The 15,604-nt window shown below is 64.4% G+C and carries 18 protein-coding genes and 1 other RNA gene; 11 read left to right on the top strand and 8 right to left on the bottom strand.

The window, feature by feature from the left end; all coding sequences use genetic code 11:
• Nucleotides 1–135 precede the first annotated feature (135 nt).
• The 7 genes from dtd to AC5STB_RS14125 all read right to left on the bottom strand — a co-directional run bounded on the left by dtd (nt 136) and on the right by AC5STB_RS14125 (nt 7,431).
• The gene (dtd, locus tag AC5STB_RS14095) at nt 136–582 is read right to left on the bottom strand and encodes a D-aminoacyl-tRNA deacylase (RefSeq protein WP_495443440.1); all 447 of its coding nucleotides are present in this window, start codon (nt 580–582) and stop codon (nt 136–138) included.
• A gap of 206 nt (nt 583–788) precedes the next feature.
• On the bottom strand, nt 789–1,910 hold the full coding sequence (locus AC5STB_RS14100) for a TFIIB-type zinc finger domain-containing protein (RefSeq protein WP_495444607.1): 1,122 nt from the start codon (nt 1,908–1,910) through the stop codon (nt 789–791).
• Nucleotides 1,911–1,986: 76 nt separating this feature from the next.
• Entirely contained in the window at nt 1,987–3,168 is a 1,182-nt protein-coding gene (locus AC5STB_RS14105) for an SPFH domain-containing protein (protein WP_495443441.1), read from the bottom strand.
• Nucleotides 3,169–3,192: 24 nt separating this feature from the next.
• Nucleotides 3,193–4,056 carry a DUF2927 domain-containing protein gene (locus tag AC5STB_RS14110; protein WP_495443442.1) on the bottom strand — a complete coding sequence of 288 codons (864 nt, stop codon included), beginning with the start codon at nt 4,054–4,056 and terminating at the stop codon, nt 3,193–3,195.
• An 83-nt stretch (nt 4,057–4,139) separates the two neighbouring features.
• The gene (locus tag AC5STB_RS14115) at nt 4,140–5,330 is read right to left on the bottom strand and encodes a toxic anion resistance protein (protein ID WP_495443443.1); all 1,191 of its coding nucleotides are present in this window, start codon (nt 5,328–5,330) and stop codon (nt 4,140–4,142) included.
• A gap of 18 nt (nt 5,331–5,348) precedes the next feature.
• Entirely contained in the window at nt 5,349–6,242 is an 894-nt protein-coding gene (locus AC5STB_RS14120; protein ID WP_495443444.1) for a 5-bromo-4-chloroindolyl phosphate hydrolysis family protein, read from the bottom strand.
• A gap of 175 nt (nt 6,243–6,417) precedes the next feature.
• Nucleotides 6,418–7,431, bottom strand: coding sequence for a pseudouridine synthase (locus AC5STB_RS14125; RefSeq protein ID WP_495443445.1), 1,014 nt, complete (start codon nt 7,429–7,431; stop codon nt 6,418–6,420).
• Between the two features lie 61 nt (nt 7,432–7,492).
• Here AC5STB_RS14125 and AC5STB_RS14130 point away from each other — a divergent pair, with 61 nt between their 5' ends.
• The 4 genes from AC5STB_RS14130 (at nt 7,493) to AC5STB_RS14145 (ending at nt 9,551) form a co-directional block, all read left to right on the top strand.
• Complete coding sequence (locus AC5STB_RS14130) at nt 7,493–7,942, top strand: nucleoside deaminase (protein WP_495443446.1); 450 nt, start codon at nt 7,493–7,495, stop codon at nt 7,940–7,942.
• 92 nt (nt 7,943–8,034) lie between these two features.
• Complete coding sequence (locus tag AC5STB_RS14135) at nt 8,035–8,616, top strand: TetR/AcrR family transcriptional regulator (RefSeq protein ID WP_495443447.1); 582 nt, start codon at nt 8,035–8,037, stop codon at nt 8,614–8,616.
• 21 nt (nt 8,617–8,637) lie between these two features.
• On the top strand, nt 8,638–8,931 hold the full coding sequence (locus AC5STB_RS14140; protein WP_495443448.1) for a YciI family protein: 294 nt from the start codon (nt 8,638–8,640) through the stop codon (nt 8,929–8,931).
• Nucleotides 8,928–9,551 (top strand): DNA-3-methyladenine glycosylase I, encoded by a 624-nt coding sequence (locus AC5STB_RS14145; protein ID WP_495443449.1) that lies wholly within the window; start codon nt 8,928–8,930, stop codon nt 9,549–9,551. Before AC5STB_RS14140 ends, AC5STB_RS14145 begins: the two co-directional genes overlap by 4 nt.
• Nucleotides 9,552–9,656: 105 nt before the next feature.
• Here the strand turns inward: AC5STB_RS14145 and AC5STB_RS14150 are convergent, their stop codons facing one another.
• A complete protein-coding gene (locus AC5STB_RS14150; protein WP_495443450.1) occupies nt 9,657–10,349 on the bottom strand; it encodes a metal-dependent hydrolase in 693 nt (230 codons plus the stop codon).
• Between the two features lie 186 nt (nt 10,350–10,535).
• Here AC5STB_RS14150 and gatC point away from each other — a divergent pair, with 186 nt between their 5' ends.
• From gatC to AC5STB_RS14185, 7 genes are all read left to right on the top strand, one after another.
• Entirely contained in the window at nt 10,536–10,823 is a 288-nt protein-coding gene (gene gatC / locus AC5STB_RS14155; RefSeq protein WP_495443451.1) for an Asp-tRNA(Asn)/Glu-tRNA(Gln) amidotransferase subunit GatC, read from the top strand.
• 5 nt (nt 10,824–10,828) lie between these two features.
• Nucleotides 10,829–12,316: an Asp-tRNA(Asn)/Glu-tRNA(Gln) amidotransferase subunit GatA gene (gene gatA / locus AC5STB_RS14160; protein WP_495443452.1), complete on the top strand. Its 1,488-nt coding sequence runs from the start codon at nt 10,829–10,831 to the stop codon at nt 12,314–12,316.
• 40 nt (nt 12,317–12,356) lie between these two features.
• On the top strand, nt 12,357–13,136 hold the full coding sequence (locus AC5STB_RS14165) for a hypothetical protein (RefSeq protein ID WP_495443453.1): 780 nt from the start codon (nt 12,357–12,359) through the stop codon (nt 13,134–13,136).
• Nucleotides 13,136–13,810 carry an N-acetylmuramoyl-L-alanine amidase gene (locus tag AC5STB_RS14170; RefSeq protein ID WP_495443454.1) on the top strand — a complete coding sequence of 225 codons (675 nt, stop codon included), beginning with the start codon at nt 13,136–13,138 and terminating at the stop codon, nt 13,808–13,810. Before AC5STB_RS14165 ends, AC5STB_RS14170 begins: the two co-directional genes overlap by 1 nt.
• A 190-nt stretch (nt 13,811–14,000) precedes the next feature.
• Nucleotides 14,001–14,406, top strand: an RNA gene (gene rnpB, locus AC5STB_RS14175) — RNase P RNA component class A.
• A gap of 395 nt (nt 14,407–14,801) precedes the next feature.
• Complete coding sequence (rpmG, locus tag AC5STB_RS14180) at nt 14,802–14,969, top strand: 50S ribosomal protein L33 (protein WP_008554190.1); 168 nt, start codon at nt 14,802–14,804, stop codon at nt 14,967–14,969.
• A gap of 371 nt (nt 14,970–15,340) precedes the next feature.
• Entirely contained in the window at nt 15,341–15,604 is a 264-nt protein-coding gene (locus AC5STB_RS14185) for a hypothetical protein (RefSeq protein ID WP_495443455.1), read from the top strand.

The following is a 15,604-nucleotide window of genomic DNA, read 5'->3' on the forward strand; positions in this document are numbered from 1 at the left end:
GCCATGTGACAGAATCGGTGTTTTGCGGGTCAAAAGCGCCGTTTTCCTTGCAGTCTGCGCCGCCGCGCGCCGACTGCAAGACCTGTTCCAATGCCGGTTCACTGCATGCTTGCAGCCGGCGGCGGAACCGGCGGGTCACGCCTGTTCAGTGTCCATCCAGATGGTCACCGGACCGTCATTCAGCAGCCGGACTTTCATGTCGGCGCCAAACCGACCTTTTGCAGTTTTCAAACCAAGTGCGGCCAGCCGGGCGGCAAAATATTCGTACAGCCGCTCTCCCTCGGCCGGGGCAGCGGCAGTGGAAAAACCGGGCCGGTTGCCGCGGCGGGTGTCGGCCGCCAGGGTAAACTGGCTGACCACCAGCACGCTGCCGCCGGTATCCAGAACCGAAAGGTTCATTTTTCCGGCCTCGTCCTTGAAGATCCGCATCTTGGAAATCTTGGCGGCCAGCTGGTCAGCTTGCGCCTCGCTGTCGCCGGCCATTGCGCAGATCAGCACGAGCAGACCGGGGCCGGTTTCACCGGCTACCTCGCCGTCAACTGTGACCGAGGCCTCGCTGACCCGTTGAATGAGTGCCCGCATGTATTTTCTCCTTACATCAGCGGCGGCTTGGTAGAAAACTTGCGCCTGAAGAAAGGGCTTTGCCCCTCTTGGCCCCAGGCCAATTCACCCCAGGATATTTACAGCCAGAAGAAGACTGGCTCCAGTTTTGCCTGCGCAAGTTTACCTGCGCTAGCCGCCGGGAGTGCGAGGCAGGACCCTGCAAGCTCCTACTCTGCGCATAGCTGCTACCGCTGTCCGGCAAAATAGGCGATGGCCGCGATTACCGCCGCCGCGGCCAGCGCAGCGGCTGCAATCTTGAATGCCGAATATGGCCGCTCACCCTGCACCCGGCCGGACTGGCCGTTGACCACGAACCGATACGTCTTGCCGCGGTATTTATAGGCGGCAAGCCAGACCGGCAGCAGGATGTGCTTGAACGTCACCTCGGAAACCTTTGTGTCGATATGGGCAATTCGCTGGCGGTCGCCGCCGATATCGAACCGCACGTCGCGCTCAATCACCCGGTCCATTTTCCGTCCGGCCTCGGCAAAGCCTGCCTCCAGATCCACCGTGTAGGCCTCCGCCCGGAACCCTGCCAGATACTGCGGCTGATAGGGTTCCAGCTGCGCCAGGTCCCAGGGCTCCAGCGCTTCGGTGTATCGCTTGGGCAGGCTTTGGGACGCCAGCACCAGAACGTCGTCGAAGAACCGCTGCACCCGGCCCGAGACCGGCGTCCAGCGCACCTTGGCAACCTGCCGGGTCTTGGTTTTGCCGTCCTGCTGGAAGGTCTCGGTCACATAATAAACGGTGCCGCGCTGGCCGGAATAGGAGCTGCGGGTCTGGGCGTCATAGGTCCAATAGGGCACATAGATGCCCTGCATCCGCCGCCCCTTGCGGGCGTACTCCCTGAGGCCATTGGGGGCGAACCACAGGCCGCCCAACCAGTCCGTCATCGCCTTGTGCGCTGCGCGTTCTTCCATCACAAAGGGCAGCACGCCCTTGGGTTTGATATGCCGGTTCACGCCGGTGCCGGTCACCACGGGCGTGGCGCAGAACGGGCATTCTTTGGCGTGGGTGTCCGGATCGAATTCCACCTGCGCGGCACAGTTGGGGCAGGTGGAGACCCGGGTAACCTCAATCTCGGCTTCCGGCAGCTGCTCGGCCGCTGCCGCGCGGAAATCCAGCTCTTGCAGGGCGCTGCCTTTCCAGGGGCCGCTGCGGATGTTTTCGCTATGGCCGCAATGGCCGCAGACCAGCGTGCCGGAAGCCGGGTCATAGGTGTAATCCGCACCGCAGTTCTCGCATGGGAAGCGGTGGGTTTCGCCGGCGGGAGCAGGCACAGTTTCAGCGGTCGGCGGCGGGGGCATCGTCACGGGGAGGCAACCTGTCGGGCAGTGTCAGTCGGGAAGGGACGGGGCAGCTACCGGCTGCCCTGCGGCGGTGTTACCCGGCTGGCGGTGCGGGCGGTGGCGGAGGCGGCGGCAGGATAGTGAAAAGCTGTGCCAGCTCCATCACCTCGCCCGCGCGTTTCCAGCCGTCCTGGCCGGGGGTCCAGACGTGCGTCTCGCGGGTCAGGGTACCATCCTGGGCCATCCGGCCCATCCGCGCTTTGGAAAAGGGGCCGGAGGTCTGCCCGTCCACCGCGATGTGCCAGACGTGCTCCACCGGCGGCGGGGGCGGTGCCACGGGCGCCGCCGGCTGCGGCGCAGCGGGTTCGGGCCGCGTGCCCCATGGCCCGGACGGCTGACCCGCTGCCTTAGAAGCCCCGCCTCCCTGCAGCGCCTGGCCCATCTGCTGCGCCATCGCCATTCCCATGCCCATTCCCATACCGGCGCCCATGCCGCTGTTCGGGGTCTTGGCCGCGGCGGTCATTGCCTCCGCCACTGAAAACTGCGTGTAGCGGCCGAGGTCGCCCAGCACGCCCATCTGCGTGCGCTTGTCCATGGCTTCCTCCACCGCGGCGGGCAGCGAGATGTTCTCGATGTAAAGCTCCGGCATCATCAGGCCGTAGTCCGCCAGCGTGCCGGAAATCTCTGCCGCCACCAGCTTGCCCAAGTCGGCGGTATTGGCCGCCATGTCCAGCACTGGAATGCCGGAGTTTGCGATGACGCGGCTGAACTCCTGCACGATGATGTTGCGGATCTGATAGGAGATCTCGTCCATAGTGAATTCACCATCGGTGCCGACAATCTCAGACAGGAAGCGCGCCGGGTCGGCTACCTTGATCGTGTAGGTGCCATATGCGCGCAGCCGGACCGGTCCGAACTCCGGATCGCGACAGATGATCGGGTTCTTGGTGCCCCACTTCAGGTCGCTGAACCGGGTCGTGTCGACAAAGTAGATTTCCGACTTGAACGGCGACTGGAAGGCATGGTCCCAGTGCTGCAGTGTGGTCATGACCGGCATGTTGTTGGTCTCGAGCATGTAGAGACCGGGGGTAAACACATCGGCCAGCTGGCCCTCGTGTACGAACACAGCCGCTTGGCCCTCGCGCACCGTTAGCTTGGCGCCGTATTTGATCTCATGCCCCTCGCGCTCGAACCGCCAGACCATGGTGTCGCGGGTGTCGTCCACCCAGTGAATGACATCAATGAATTCGCCTTTGAGAAAATCGAAAATACCCATGTGCGGTCCTCTTCTTTTGGCGGCCTATAGTTCCTGGCCCATCGCCTCGCGGGCGAGAATGCGGATCAGGGGGCGGGCCTCTTCCAGGCGCATCCCTGCTTTCAGTCTTGGATCATACAGCATCTGCAGCAGCTTTTCGTCAAAGCTGGTCAGCAGCGCAAATTCGTCGTCGTCGTTGAAGATCGAGGGGCGCGCGCGCGGGCTGTCGTTCCTGAGGCCCAAACCTTGCGCCACTTCCTCATGCACGCAGCTTTTGCGTACGAGGTCGGGGTGTTCGGCGCGGATCAGGGCCACCCCGCGGGTGTAAGACAGCGGATCGCTTTGCGGGCCGCCGGCCACCACCAGGCAGTAAAAGCTGCGCGGCGGTGCGGCCAGCAGCGACAGGTCGCGGGCACTGATCGCGGGCAGCAGTTCGCGCACCCGCTCGGCGACAAAGGCGCTGTCGTCAAGGCTGGCAAAGATCACATGGAAATTGGCCCTGCCGCTGACGGTGCTGATGGAATGGCCGGTGATCCGAGCCAGCCGCGCCGCGTATCCGGTGACTGTGTCGCGGTCGGTCCCGCGCCGACCGGCAGGCACCGAGGGGCCGAATTCTGCCGCGATCCTGACCGGCCCGGCCCACCGGCCCAGGCCGCCGGAGATGCCCGAGCCGCCGTATTCGTCGTAAAAGGCCAGTTCCTCGAAGCTTCTGGCCAGATCCTCGGCGTCATAAGGCGTGTCCGGTCCACCGCCATCCGTGCGCAGCAGCCCGCGGGTCAGCAGGTCGCGCTGCAGGGCGTTGTAATAGTAGGCTAACTGGGCGCTGTCGGCAGAAGGTTTGTAAACCGCAGGCTGCGGTACCGCGGGACGCGCCCTGGGCACCAGCGATTCCGCCTGATCAAAGGGCAAGCAGGCCGTGAGCGCAGCCAGCCCGGCAAGGGCCGCCCCGGCTTTGCAAACGGATCTGAATGCGTGCAACCCCGCCACCTTTTTCAGCCCGGGACCGCAGTGCCGGCAGTGTCGCCCACCCCGTCACGGCGCGCCTTGGCGGCGGCCAGCGTGTCGCGCAGCTCGGCTTCCATCTTCTGCAGCTCGGATTCGGCGGCGGCGCGTTTGGCCTTGCCTTCGTCGGCGATCCGCAGGCTGTCCTGAATGGTGCCGATCAGATCCGCATTGGCCTGTTTCACCGCTTCGATATCAAAGACGCCGCGCTCCATCTCCTGGCGGATCATTTCATTCGACTGGCGCAGGTTCGCGGCGTTGGAAGTCAGCAGTTCGTTCGTCAGGTCATTGGCGTCGCGCACTGCAGCGGCGGCCTGGGCCGAACGCTGGATGGTCAGTGCCTGCGCCAGCTGCGTCTCCCACAGCGGCACGGTGTTCACCAGGGTCGAGTTGATTTTGGTCACCAGCGATTTGTCGTTCTCCTGCACCAGCCGGATTGAGGGCAGCGACTGCATGGTGACCTGGCGGGTCAGCTTCAGGTCATGCACCCGGCGTTCCAGATCATCGCGGGCGGCGCGCAGGTCGCGCAGTTCCTGCGCCTTCATCACCTGGTCATCTTCGGGCGCGGCCTGCACCTCGGCCTCCTTGGCCGGGATCGCGGTGCCGTCCAATTCTGCCAGCTTGGCTTCGCCAGCCGCGATGTAGAGCGCCAGTTCATCGTAGAATTGCAGTGTCTTTTCATACAGAAGGTCGAGCGACTTGATGTCCTTCAACAGTGTATGTTCATGTCCAAGCAGGTCATCGGTGATCCTGTCGATCTGCCCCTGCACGGTTTCATACCGTGCGGTGAATTTCACAAACGGGGTGGCTTTGCCCAGGAGCCGCTCCCAGAAGGTCGGCTTGCGGCGGACGTCGAGTTCTGAGACCGAAAACCCGCGGATCGCGGCCACGATATTGCGCAAGGAATCGCCCGCAGGTCCCACATCCTTGTTGCGCACATCGGCGAGCATGGCCTGGCTGATGGTCTGAAGCTCTTCCTGCGCGGCTGAGCCGAAATGGATAATCGAATTGGTTTCGCCCATGTCGATTTGGTCCATCCGCAGCCGGATCGCCTCGCTGGTCGGTTCATCAGCCTGTTCCAGCGGCTGCACGTCTGCCACGGGTTCGGGCAGCTCGATGGCGGCGACCTCTTTGACCAGGGCTTCGGCCTCAGCGGCCTTTTGTTGGATGGAGTCGGACATGAAAGGCTTCCTCGCTAATCAGTTGCGGTCCAGATGGACCCCTTCACGCTGCAAACGGTCGCGCAGCACATCAATTTCAATGGTCAGATCCGTGCGGTCTTCCACCAGCATCTTGCGGGTGCGCGCGGCAAAATTCTGTTCCAGATCGTCCAGCAGCGCCAGGTAATCGGTGCGGGCCTGGGCGTCCTGGCTGCGGGCATAGATGTCGGCGAATTTCACTGTCGCATCGCGGGCGCCCTGCAAATAGACGGTCAGATACTTTCGTGCAGCGGTCAGGTCGCGCGGATCTTCCTCCACCGTGCGGAACAGCTCGCGGGCGACGGACTGGAACTGCTCCACCCGCGCTTCAATCTTGCGGTCGCGGGCGCGCAGGGCGGCATCCTTCATGGCGGCCAGGCTTTGCTCTGCTTCATCCACCGCGCGGGCCACCCGGGACTGCTGGAAATCGTCGACCCCTTTAACGCCCTTGTCGCGCAGCGGGTCGATGCCGAAGGCGGTGATGTGCAATCCCGCTGCCGCGGTGCCGTAAACGGCGGCAATCAGGATGCCGGGTTCGGCCTTCCACGCCGCCAGCGCCGCGCCGCCGCCGGTTAGCAGCGCCGCCAGGATCTTGCGGGGCAGGGCGGGTTTGCGCGCCACCTTGCGGGCGGCATAGGCTGCTTCGGCCTTCAGTCCTTCGCGCAGCAGGAAGGCGCCGCCGGTCCACAGGCCTGCCCCGATCAGCCCCAGCGCCAGCCCGGTGGCTCCGTCGTTCAAGGACATCAATGTCAGGATGGCGGGCGGCACAAACAACACGTTGGCGCGCACTCCGACCGGGTCCACCTGGGCATTGCGGTATGACTGCTGCGGTTCGGAGTTGTGCGGCCCGGCTTCGCTGCCGGGGCTGTGTTTGCCGCCGTAACGCTGTGCCATGCGTTCAGCCCCCCACGATCCAGCCGGTGCTGAGGCCGAACATCAGGATCAACAGGGCAGCATAGGCAAGTTTTTGCACGCGAAAGCCCCCCTAAAACCGCCAGCATAGATTAACTGATTGGAAATCTAGGGGATAGCGGCCGTTGTTGCTAGGGGGAAGTCTGCGGGAATCGGCTCAGCGCCGGGGATTCTTGCCGATCGGGCGCTTGCCGCCACCGTGTCCGGCGGGGCGTTCCTGGCGCGGTGCGGCGGTTCTGCCCCCCGGTTTGCCGGTTTTTCCCTGTGTCTTTGCTGGCGGTTTTCCGCCCGGCTTGCCCATCGGCCTGCCTGCCGGCTTGCCGCTGCGGGAGCGGGCGGGGCGGGCTGAGGGCGTTTCCTCTTCCGGTTCCAGACCCAGCTGGTCGCGCACCACGCGCGGGCGCAGCTCCTCAACCGCGCCGGGTTTCAGGTCACCCAGCTGAAACGGCCCGTAAGACACCCGCAAGAGGCGGTTCACGCTGAAGCCGATATCCTCCATTGCGCGGCGGATCTCGCGGTTCTTACCCTCGCGCAGGCCAACGGTGAGCCAGGCATTGGCACCCTGCTGGCGGTCCAGCGACACGGTCATCGGCTGGAATCTCTCGCCCTCAATCACCAGGCCTTTGCGCAGCGGGGCAAAATCCTCGTCCTTGGGCCGGCCATTGATGCGCACCCGGTAACGGCGCAGCCACCCGGTGGAGGGCAGCTCCAGCTTGCGCTTGATGCCGCCGTCATTGGTCAACAGCAGCAGGCCTTCTGAGTTGAGGTCGAGACGGCCCACCGTCATCACCCGCGGCATGTCTTCCGGCAGCTCGTCAAAAATGGTCTTGCGGCCCTTTTCGTCGCTGTTCGACGTTACCAGCCCGATGGGCTTGTAATACAGCCACATCCGCGGCGCTTCCGCCTCCGGCAGCGGCTGGCCGTCTACACTGATCCGGTCAATGGCGGTCACGTTCAGCGCCGGGCTGTCGATCTTCTTGCCGTTCACCGAAACACGGCCCTCGGCAATCATGCGTTCCGCTTCGCGGCGGGACGCGACACCGGCGCGCGACAGGACCTTGGCAATGCGGTCGCCCTCGGGCGCGGCGCCTGCTTCGGGATTTGCCGGTGCCTTGCGGGGCTGGGATTTCGGGCCGGGTTTGCCCTTGGGGGATGCGGGTGCTTTGCTCATGCCTGTGCCATAGAGCATTCCGCCGTCTTGCGAAAGCGGGCATTCGCGGGCAGGAAGGGGCATGGCATTCAAATCGCATATGGATAAGGCGCTGGCTGAGGCGCGGGCCGCGGCAGCGCGCGGCGAGGTTCCGGTAGGCGCTGCCTTGATTGCGCCGGACGGGCGGGTGGCGGCGCAGGCGGGCAACCGTACCCGCGAGCTGAACGATCCAACAGCTCATGCCGAGATCCTGACCATCCGCGAAGCCTGCGCGCATCTGGGCAGTGAGCGGCTGACCGGCTTCGACCTCTATGTGACACTCGAACCTTGCGCCATGTGCGCCGCTGCCATTGCCGCAGCCCGCATCCGCCGGGTTTACTACGGTGCCTCCGACCCCAAGTCCGGCGGAGTGGCCCATGGCGCCTGCGTGTTCTCCCATCCGCAGGCGCATCACGCGCCCGAGGTCTATGACGGGATTGCGGAAGGCGAGGCCAGCGCGCTGCTCAAGGAATTCTTCGCGCAGAAACGCTGAGCGCCGGGGTGGTGCGCCAATGCTGGATTTGCTGTTGCTGAATTAGGTCACTTGTCCTATAAGCGGGTGGGTCAATTGTCCTAGGGGCGCGGATGGCACAGGAAACAACCAGGGACCGGATCGCGGAAGCCGCGGATCAGCTGTTCTATGAGCGCGGGTTCGAGGCCACGTCATTTGCGGACATCGCCGCGGCGGTCGGCATTTCGCGCGGCAATTTCTATTATCATTTCAAGACTAAGGACGACATCCTTGAAGCGGTGATCGCACGGCGTATGGCCAAAACCCGCACCATGCTGAACGGCTGGCAGGCGGAAGGCGCCGGCCCTGAGCAGCGGATCATCTGCTTTATTCGTATCCTGATTGTCAATCAGGCCAAAATCACTCTCTACGGCTGCCCGGTTGGGTCCTTGGCCACCGAGCTGGGTAAGCTGAATCACGCCGCGCAAGTTCAGGCTGTTGCTCTCTTTACAATGTTCCAGGATTGGCTCAGCCAGCAGTTTCAGGCGCTGGGGTGCGGCGCGCGGTCCAGCGGGCTGGCGATGCATCTTCTGGCCCGAAGCCAGGGCGTGGCGACCTTGGCGCAAGCGTTTGGCGACGCGGATTTCATCTGCCGCGAGGTGGCACTGATGCAGGACTGGGTCAAGGAACAGCTGCCGAGAGATCACCCTGCCTAACACTCATCACAGGAGACAAACATGTATTTCATTTTGCTTTCATTTGCGGCGGAGACAGACCGCCTGGCCGAATTTCTGGAGGGTCACAAGGCCTGGCTCCAGCAGGGTTTCGAAGATGGAGTGTTCCTTGCCGCCGGCTCAATGACCGATGGCGAGGGGGGCGCGATCCTTGCCGTGGGGGAAAGCGAAGAGGACCTGGCCGCCCGCGTCGCGCAGGACCCTTTTGTAACCGGCGGCGTGGTGGAGCCGGAAATCATTGGCGTGGCACCCACCATGATGGATCCCCGGCTTGATTTCCTGCGGGGCGGGGAATGAGCCATACCGTCACAGCCGCCGATGGCCATCCCCGCTGCGCCTGGAGCGCCGCGGCACCGGATTTCCTGCGCTACCACGACGAGGAATGGGGTTACCCGGTGGGCGACGATATCCGCCTGTTCGAGAAAGTGTGCCTGGAAAGTTTTCAGTCCGGCCTCAGCTGGCGGACCATTCTGGACAAGCGCGAGAATTTTCGCGCCGCCTTTGCCGGATTTGATTTCAACGAGATGGCGGAATTCGGCGCGGCAGACGTGGAGCGGCTGCTGCAGGACAAGGGCATTATCCGTCACCGCGGCAAGATTGAGGCGGTGATCAACAACGCCGCCCGGGCTCAGGAACTGGTGGCTGAGGCTGGCTCGCTGGCGGCGTTTTTCTGGAGCTTCGAGCCGAAGCCGGGAGACCTGCCGGAGCCGCAGACCGCCTCTACAAGTCCTGAATCCGTGGCGCTTTCCAAGGCGCTCAAAAAACGCGGCTGGAAATTTGTCGGCCCGACCACCGCCTTTGCCTTTATGCAGGCGATGGGGCTGATCAATGACCACGCCCGCGGTTGCATCTGCCGCGGGAAGGCAGCGGCAGCGCGCGCTGCGTTCACCGTGCCGCAGATGAAGCCGGCGGCTTGAAAGCCGCCCGCGCCGGGCCGCCAGGCCCGGCGCCACGCCCAACGGGAACGGATCTGCGCGGCAGATCCGGCGACGGGCGGGAGGGGCACCGCCAGCCCGGGCGTGTCAGATTTCGATCGCCTGCATCACCTGCGGCTCGATCACCTCCACCCCCGGCAGGCCTTCGATCAGGTCCTTGGCGTCCTGCTCCAGGACCGGGAAGCTTTTGTAGTGGCAGGGAATCACCGTCTTGAAATCGAAATACCGCTTTGCCGCATAGGCCGCCTGTTTCATATCCATGGTGAAATGGCCGCCTGCCGACAGGATACCCACGTCCGGCTTATAATAATCGCCCATCCACTCCATGTCGGCCATGATCGCTGTGTCGCCGGACAGATAGACCGTCTTGCCCTCTGCCATCAGCATATAGCCCACTTCAGAGCCGCCGGTGCGCAACCCGTCCTGAGTGTTAAAGGTGGAGCTGTGCGAGGCTGGCACCATGGCAACCTTGACCCCGTCCAAATCCACTGTGCCGCCCTTGTTGAAGCCAACGGTCTGCACCCCTTCGGTCTCGCCCCATAGGCCCATCAGGTCGTATTGGCCGACCACCGGCACTTCCAGCCGCTTCGCCAGCGGCAGCACGTCCACGACGTGGTCGAAATGCACATGGGTCAGCAGGATATGGGTGGCGCCCGCAATGGCGTCCTCGTGGCTGTCCTCTGGCAGCACCGGGTTGCCGCTCAGCCAGGGATCCACCAGCAGCACCTGGCCGCTGGTTTCGATGCGGAATGAGCCGTGGCCCAGCCAAATGATCTTCATCGGTTTTCTCCTCCCGTTGTGCTTGGCGGAAGCCTAACAGGCTGGGTGCGAAATGGAATTGAAGCCTGCGGATAATTTGCCGCGCTTGCCCCTGGAGGCCGGCGCAACGCAGGGAACACCCCATGCCGGCTTGCAGCGCAGGCACCACAGCGGTAAATGCCTATCCAACACCAGATGAGGGTTTCCATGTCGATTGACCAAAGCACCGCCGCCAAGGTGGCCAAACTGGCCCGGATCAAGGTTGAGGACGCAGCACTTCCGGCGCTGGCAGACGAGTTCAACAATATCCTGGGCTTCATCGAGCAGCTGAACGAGGTGGACGTCGAGGGGGTCGAGCCGATGACCTCCGTCACCCCGCAGCGCCTGAAGCGCCGCGTGGATGAAGTCACCGACGGCAGCCAGCAGGACAAGGTGCTGGCCAATGCGCCGGACGCCCGCGAAGGCTTCTTCGCTGTGCCCAAAGTCGTGGAGTAAGAGACATGAGCGATCTGAACAAACTGGGCCTGGCAGAGGCCCGCGACGCGCTGCGCAAGGGCGACACCACCTCCGTTGAACTGACCGAAGCCTGCCTCAAGGCGATTGATGCGGCTGACGCCCTGAACGCTTTCGTGCACAAGACGCCCGAGCTGGCGATGGACCGCGCCAAGGCTGCGGACGACCGCATCAAAGCGGGCGATGCACCCTCCATGTGCGGCCTGCCTATCGGAATCAAGGATCTGTTCTGCACCAAGGGCGTGCCGTCACAGGCGGCCTCGAAGATTCTCGAAGGCTTCAAGCCGGAGTATGAATCCACCGTCAGCCAGAAACTGGCGGATGCCGGCTCCGTCATGCTGGGCAAGCTGAACATGGATGAGTTCGCCATGGGCTCCTCCAATGAGACCTCCGTCTACGGCAATGCCGTCAGCCCCTGGCGCCGCGGCAATGATGACGCCCAGCTGACCCCGGGCGGCTCCTCCGGCGGCTCGGCTTCCGCTGTTGCGGCTGACCTGTGCCTGGCTGCGACCGGCACCGACACCGGCGGCTCGATCCGTCAGCCCGCCGCCTTCACCGGCACCGTCGGCATCAAGCCGACCTACGGCCGCTGCTCGCGCTGGGGCATCGTCGCCTTTGCCTCGTCGCTGGATCAGGCCGGGCCGATGACCAAATCGGTGCGCGATGCTGCCATCATGCTGGAAACCATGTGCGGCCATGACCCCAAGGATTCGACCTCTGCCGAACTGGCGGTGCCGGATTTCGAGGCGATGCTGACCGGCGATATCCGCGGCAAGAAGATCGGTATTCCCAAGGAATACCGCATGGACGGCATGCCCGCTGAGATCGGGAAACTGTGGGCCGACGGTGCAGACATGCTGAAAGCAGCCGGTGCCGAGATCGTCGATATCTCGCTGCCCCACACCAAGTATGCGCTGCCGGCATATTACGTGATTGCCCCGGCTGAGGCGTCCTCGAACCTGGCCCGTTACGACGGTGTCCGCTATGGCCGCCGCGCCACGCTGGAAGCCGGCGACGGCATCACCGAGATGTACGAGAAGACCCGCGCCGAGGGCTTCGGCCACGAGGTGCAGCGCCGGGTGATGGTTGGCACCTATGTGCTGTCGGCAGGCTTCTATGACGCTTACTACAATCGCGCCCGCCGCGTCCGCACCCTGATCAAGAAGGACTTCGAGGACGTCTTTGCCGCCGGTGTCGATGCGATCCTCACCCCGGCCACCCCGTCCGCGGCCTTTGGCCTGGGCGAGATGACCGAAGCGGATCCGGTGCAGATGTACCTGAACGACGTCTTCACCGTCACCGTGAACCTGGCGGGCCTGCCCGGCGTCGCGGTGCCTGCGGGCCTGGACAGCCAGGGCCTGCCGCTGGGCCTGCAGCTGATCGGCAAGCCGTGGGAAGAGGGCGATCTGCTGAACACTGCCTATGCGCTGGAGAATGCGGCTGGCTTTGTAGCCAAGCCGCAGCAATGGTGGTAAGCATCTGCGCAAGCAATTGAGCAGAGCTGACAGGTACCCCATGCGCGCATTCGCATCTTACGCCGCCGCAGGCAGCCTTCTGGTTATGGCTGCCTGTTCCCCCCAGATTCCCGACAGCGCCGCAGGCGTTGGCATCGACGGCGACCCGTTTGCGCCGCCGCCTGCCGCAGGCACCACCATCAATGGCGACCCGCTGGTGCCGCCTGCGCGGGTGTCTGCTGAGGCCGTACCGTCTCCGGCGGGTACAGCACCGCGCAGCGCTGCCGCCACCACAACGGCCGGCACGTTCAGCAGCTCCGCTGCATCCGCCAGCGACGCGGACATTGCCCGGCAAACCCAAGCGGCCCTGGCAGCCTCCGGCAGCAATTCCGGCACGGCGCTGCTGGACGCCAGCCCGTCCAACCCGGCGCCGCAGCTGGCAGGCAACGCGGGCATCTCGGACGAGAACGATTTCCAGGCGGTATCCGCCCGCCAGTCGATCGAAAGCGACGCCGCCCGGCTGCAGCGCCAGCGGTCGCAGTACCAGCAGGTGCAGCCCACCGCGGTGCCGGAACGCGCTGACGGCACCGGCCCGAATATCGTGAAATACGCGCTCAGCACCTCCAACCCCAAGGGCGTGCGGCTCTATACACGCGCTGGCATCAACCTGAAGGCCCGCAGCCTGCGCAATTGCGCTGAGTTCGCCTCACCCGATCAGGCCCAGATAGCCTTTCTCGAAAGCGGCGGCCCCAAGCGCGACCGCAAGGCGTTGGACCCGGATGGCGACGGCTTTGCCTGCGGCTGGGACCCGGCGCCCTACCGGCAGGCCGTCCAGAACTGATGACGCCTGACCAGGCAGGCGCCAGGTGGCATCCCAGCCCGAACCACGGGCCGCGCAGGGACGGCTTGATGCCGTCCCTGATCGTATTGCACTACACCGCAATGGACAGCGCTGCAGCCGCGCTGGAGCGGCTCTGCGATCCCGCGGCAGAGGTTTCCGCCCACTACCTGATCGGTGCGGACGGCAGCCTTTGGCAAATGGTGGCCGAAGGCCGCCGCGCCTGGCATGCCGGTGCGGGCGAATGGGCCGGGCAGGCGGATATCAATTCCCGCTCCATCGGCATCGAACTCGACAACCGCGGAACCCATCCGTTCAGCGAGCCGCAGATGACGGCGCTGGAAGCTCTGGCGCGCGGCATCATGCAGCGCTGGGACATCCCCCCCGCCGGGGTGATCGGCCATTCCTGCATGGCGCCAGGGCGCAAATGCGATCCTGGCCCGCGTTTTGATTGGGCGCGCCTGGCCCGGCAGGGGCTGGCTGCGGGCAGCGCGGGCACACCTCCGCCGGGGCCGGTGACTTTCCCGGTTTTCCGCCAAGCCGCCGCCGCGGCTGGTTTCACAGCTCCGGCAGACGACAATACACTTTTATCGGCCGTGCGGCTGCGGTTCCGGCCCTGGGCGCACGGGCCGCTTTCGGCAGAGGATTTCCCGCCGCAGCACCCGCCTGCCTGCTGAGGACGCGCATTTGCGAGGCTCTGCCTCGCGCTCCGGGATATTTGAGGCCAGAAGAAAAACGGGATCCAGTCTTCTTGTGGCTGGAAGTATCCTGGGGGGGAATTGGCCCTGGGGCCAAGAGGGGCAAAGCCCCTGAAAATCACACTATCCGCTTGACGCCGCGCGCCGTTGTTCCTACGCCTCCCTTCGCGCAGAAGGCTGGATGGCTGCGGGGAGCGTCAGCTCCGCGAGGAAAGTCCGGACTCCATGAAGCAGCGGTGCCGGGTAACGCCCGGGCGGGGAAACCCGACGGAAAGCGCCACAGAAAACAGACCGCCAGCCCCCGGGCTGGTAAGGGTGAAACGGTGGGGTAAGAGCCCACCGCGCCCCTGGCAACAGGGGCGGCATGGCAAGCCCCACCGGGAGCAATGCCAAATAGGGTCCCCGCGCGGGCTGGTTCCGGTTCTCCGGGATACCGCCGCTAGGTTCGCTTCAGCCGAGAGGGACCGGGTTGGCAGCTTGAGCGGTGCAGCAATGCGCCGCCTAGATGAATGGCCATCGATCCCTGCCTTACGGGGCAGGGGGGACAGGATCCGGCTTACAGGCCTTCTGCGCGTTTCATCGGCTCATAGGCGGTGGCCGGTCCGGGCCGTGATCTCGCGTACTGCGGCGCAATCAACAGCCGGTCAACGCGCGCTTTAAAAGACTCGTTTTCCGGCCCTGGCGGCCGGCCTCTCCTCTCTCGGGATTCGGCAACAGTACCGGGCGGTGGGACAGGTCTCGGGTCCTTGGAAATGAAGCGATTTTCCCCGAAGGCCGTGTTTCGCGGCCTCCTGCAGGGGGCAAAGCCGCCGAAAGGCTCCGATGTGCGGGCCGGGCAGGCAGAATCGGCCCACAGTGGCGGCTTCCGGGCGATTTGGCTGTTGACTTGGGGCGCAGGGAGGGTAAAAGCCGGGCTTCAGATAGGAATTTACCGAGAGGCCCCTGCCTTTTCGGACGCAGGAGAAGCACCATGGCGAAGCCGACCACCATCAAGATCCGCCTGAACTCGAGCGCGGGCACCGGCCACTTCTATGTGACCAAGAAAAACGCACGCACCATGACCGAGAAAATGGTTGTGCGTAAGTATGACCCGGTTGTGCGCAAGCATGTCGAGTACAAAGAAGGCAAAATCAAGTAAGCCTTCCTTGCTGACTGATTTCCGGAAACGGGTCGCGCGATGCGCGGCCCGTTTTCTTTTGCGCCTTTCCTTAGCCTGCGCTGCTGGATCGGCCGCCTGTCTGCAATTGTCGGAAAATGCTGCGCGGATTGCCACGTGCCGCGGCACCTTCCTGCCCCATTTCCGGCCTAACCTAAGACGCGTGGGTTTGGAAGCAAGCGGGCGGATGTGCTGTGAAAGTGGTTTTGTTAGCGATGGTGCTGTCAGCGGCCGGGGCGCCGGTGTCCAGTTTTTATGAAGCAAAGGCGGCGGTGCCGCTGCCTCCGGCGGTCAGTGCTGCGCGTTTGCCCGCTGCGGCATCAGCCTCCCGAGCTCGGGGGACACCGCAGCAGATGGTTTCTGAACATTATGTCCGAGTGAACGGGCGCAGGCTGGCGTTGAGCCTGCTGCGCGACGGCAGTGCTGGTATAGCGGTGCTGAGCGTGCCAGAAACCAGCGCGGTGCCGGTCCTGCCGGAGATCGCGGAGGCAGAAGAACTGCGCAGCCTGCTGCACAGCGCCTCAGGCTGCCGTGTGGACGGGGGCCTGCGCAGGGTGCAGGCTGGCCGGCAAGGAACGGTTGCCATTTCCGCCGGCCTTGATTGCTCTGGCGCCTGA

Source organism: Leisingera sp. CC-HEC093 (assembly GCF_059429195.1).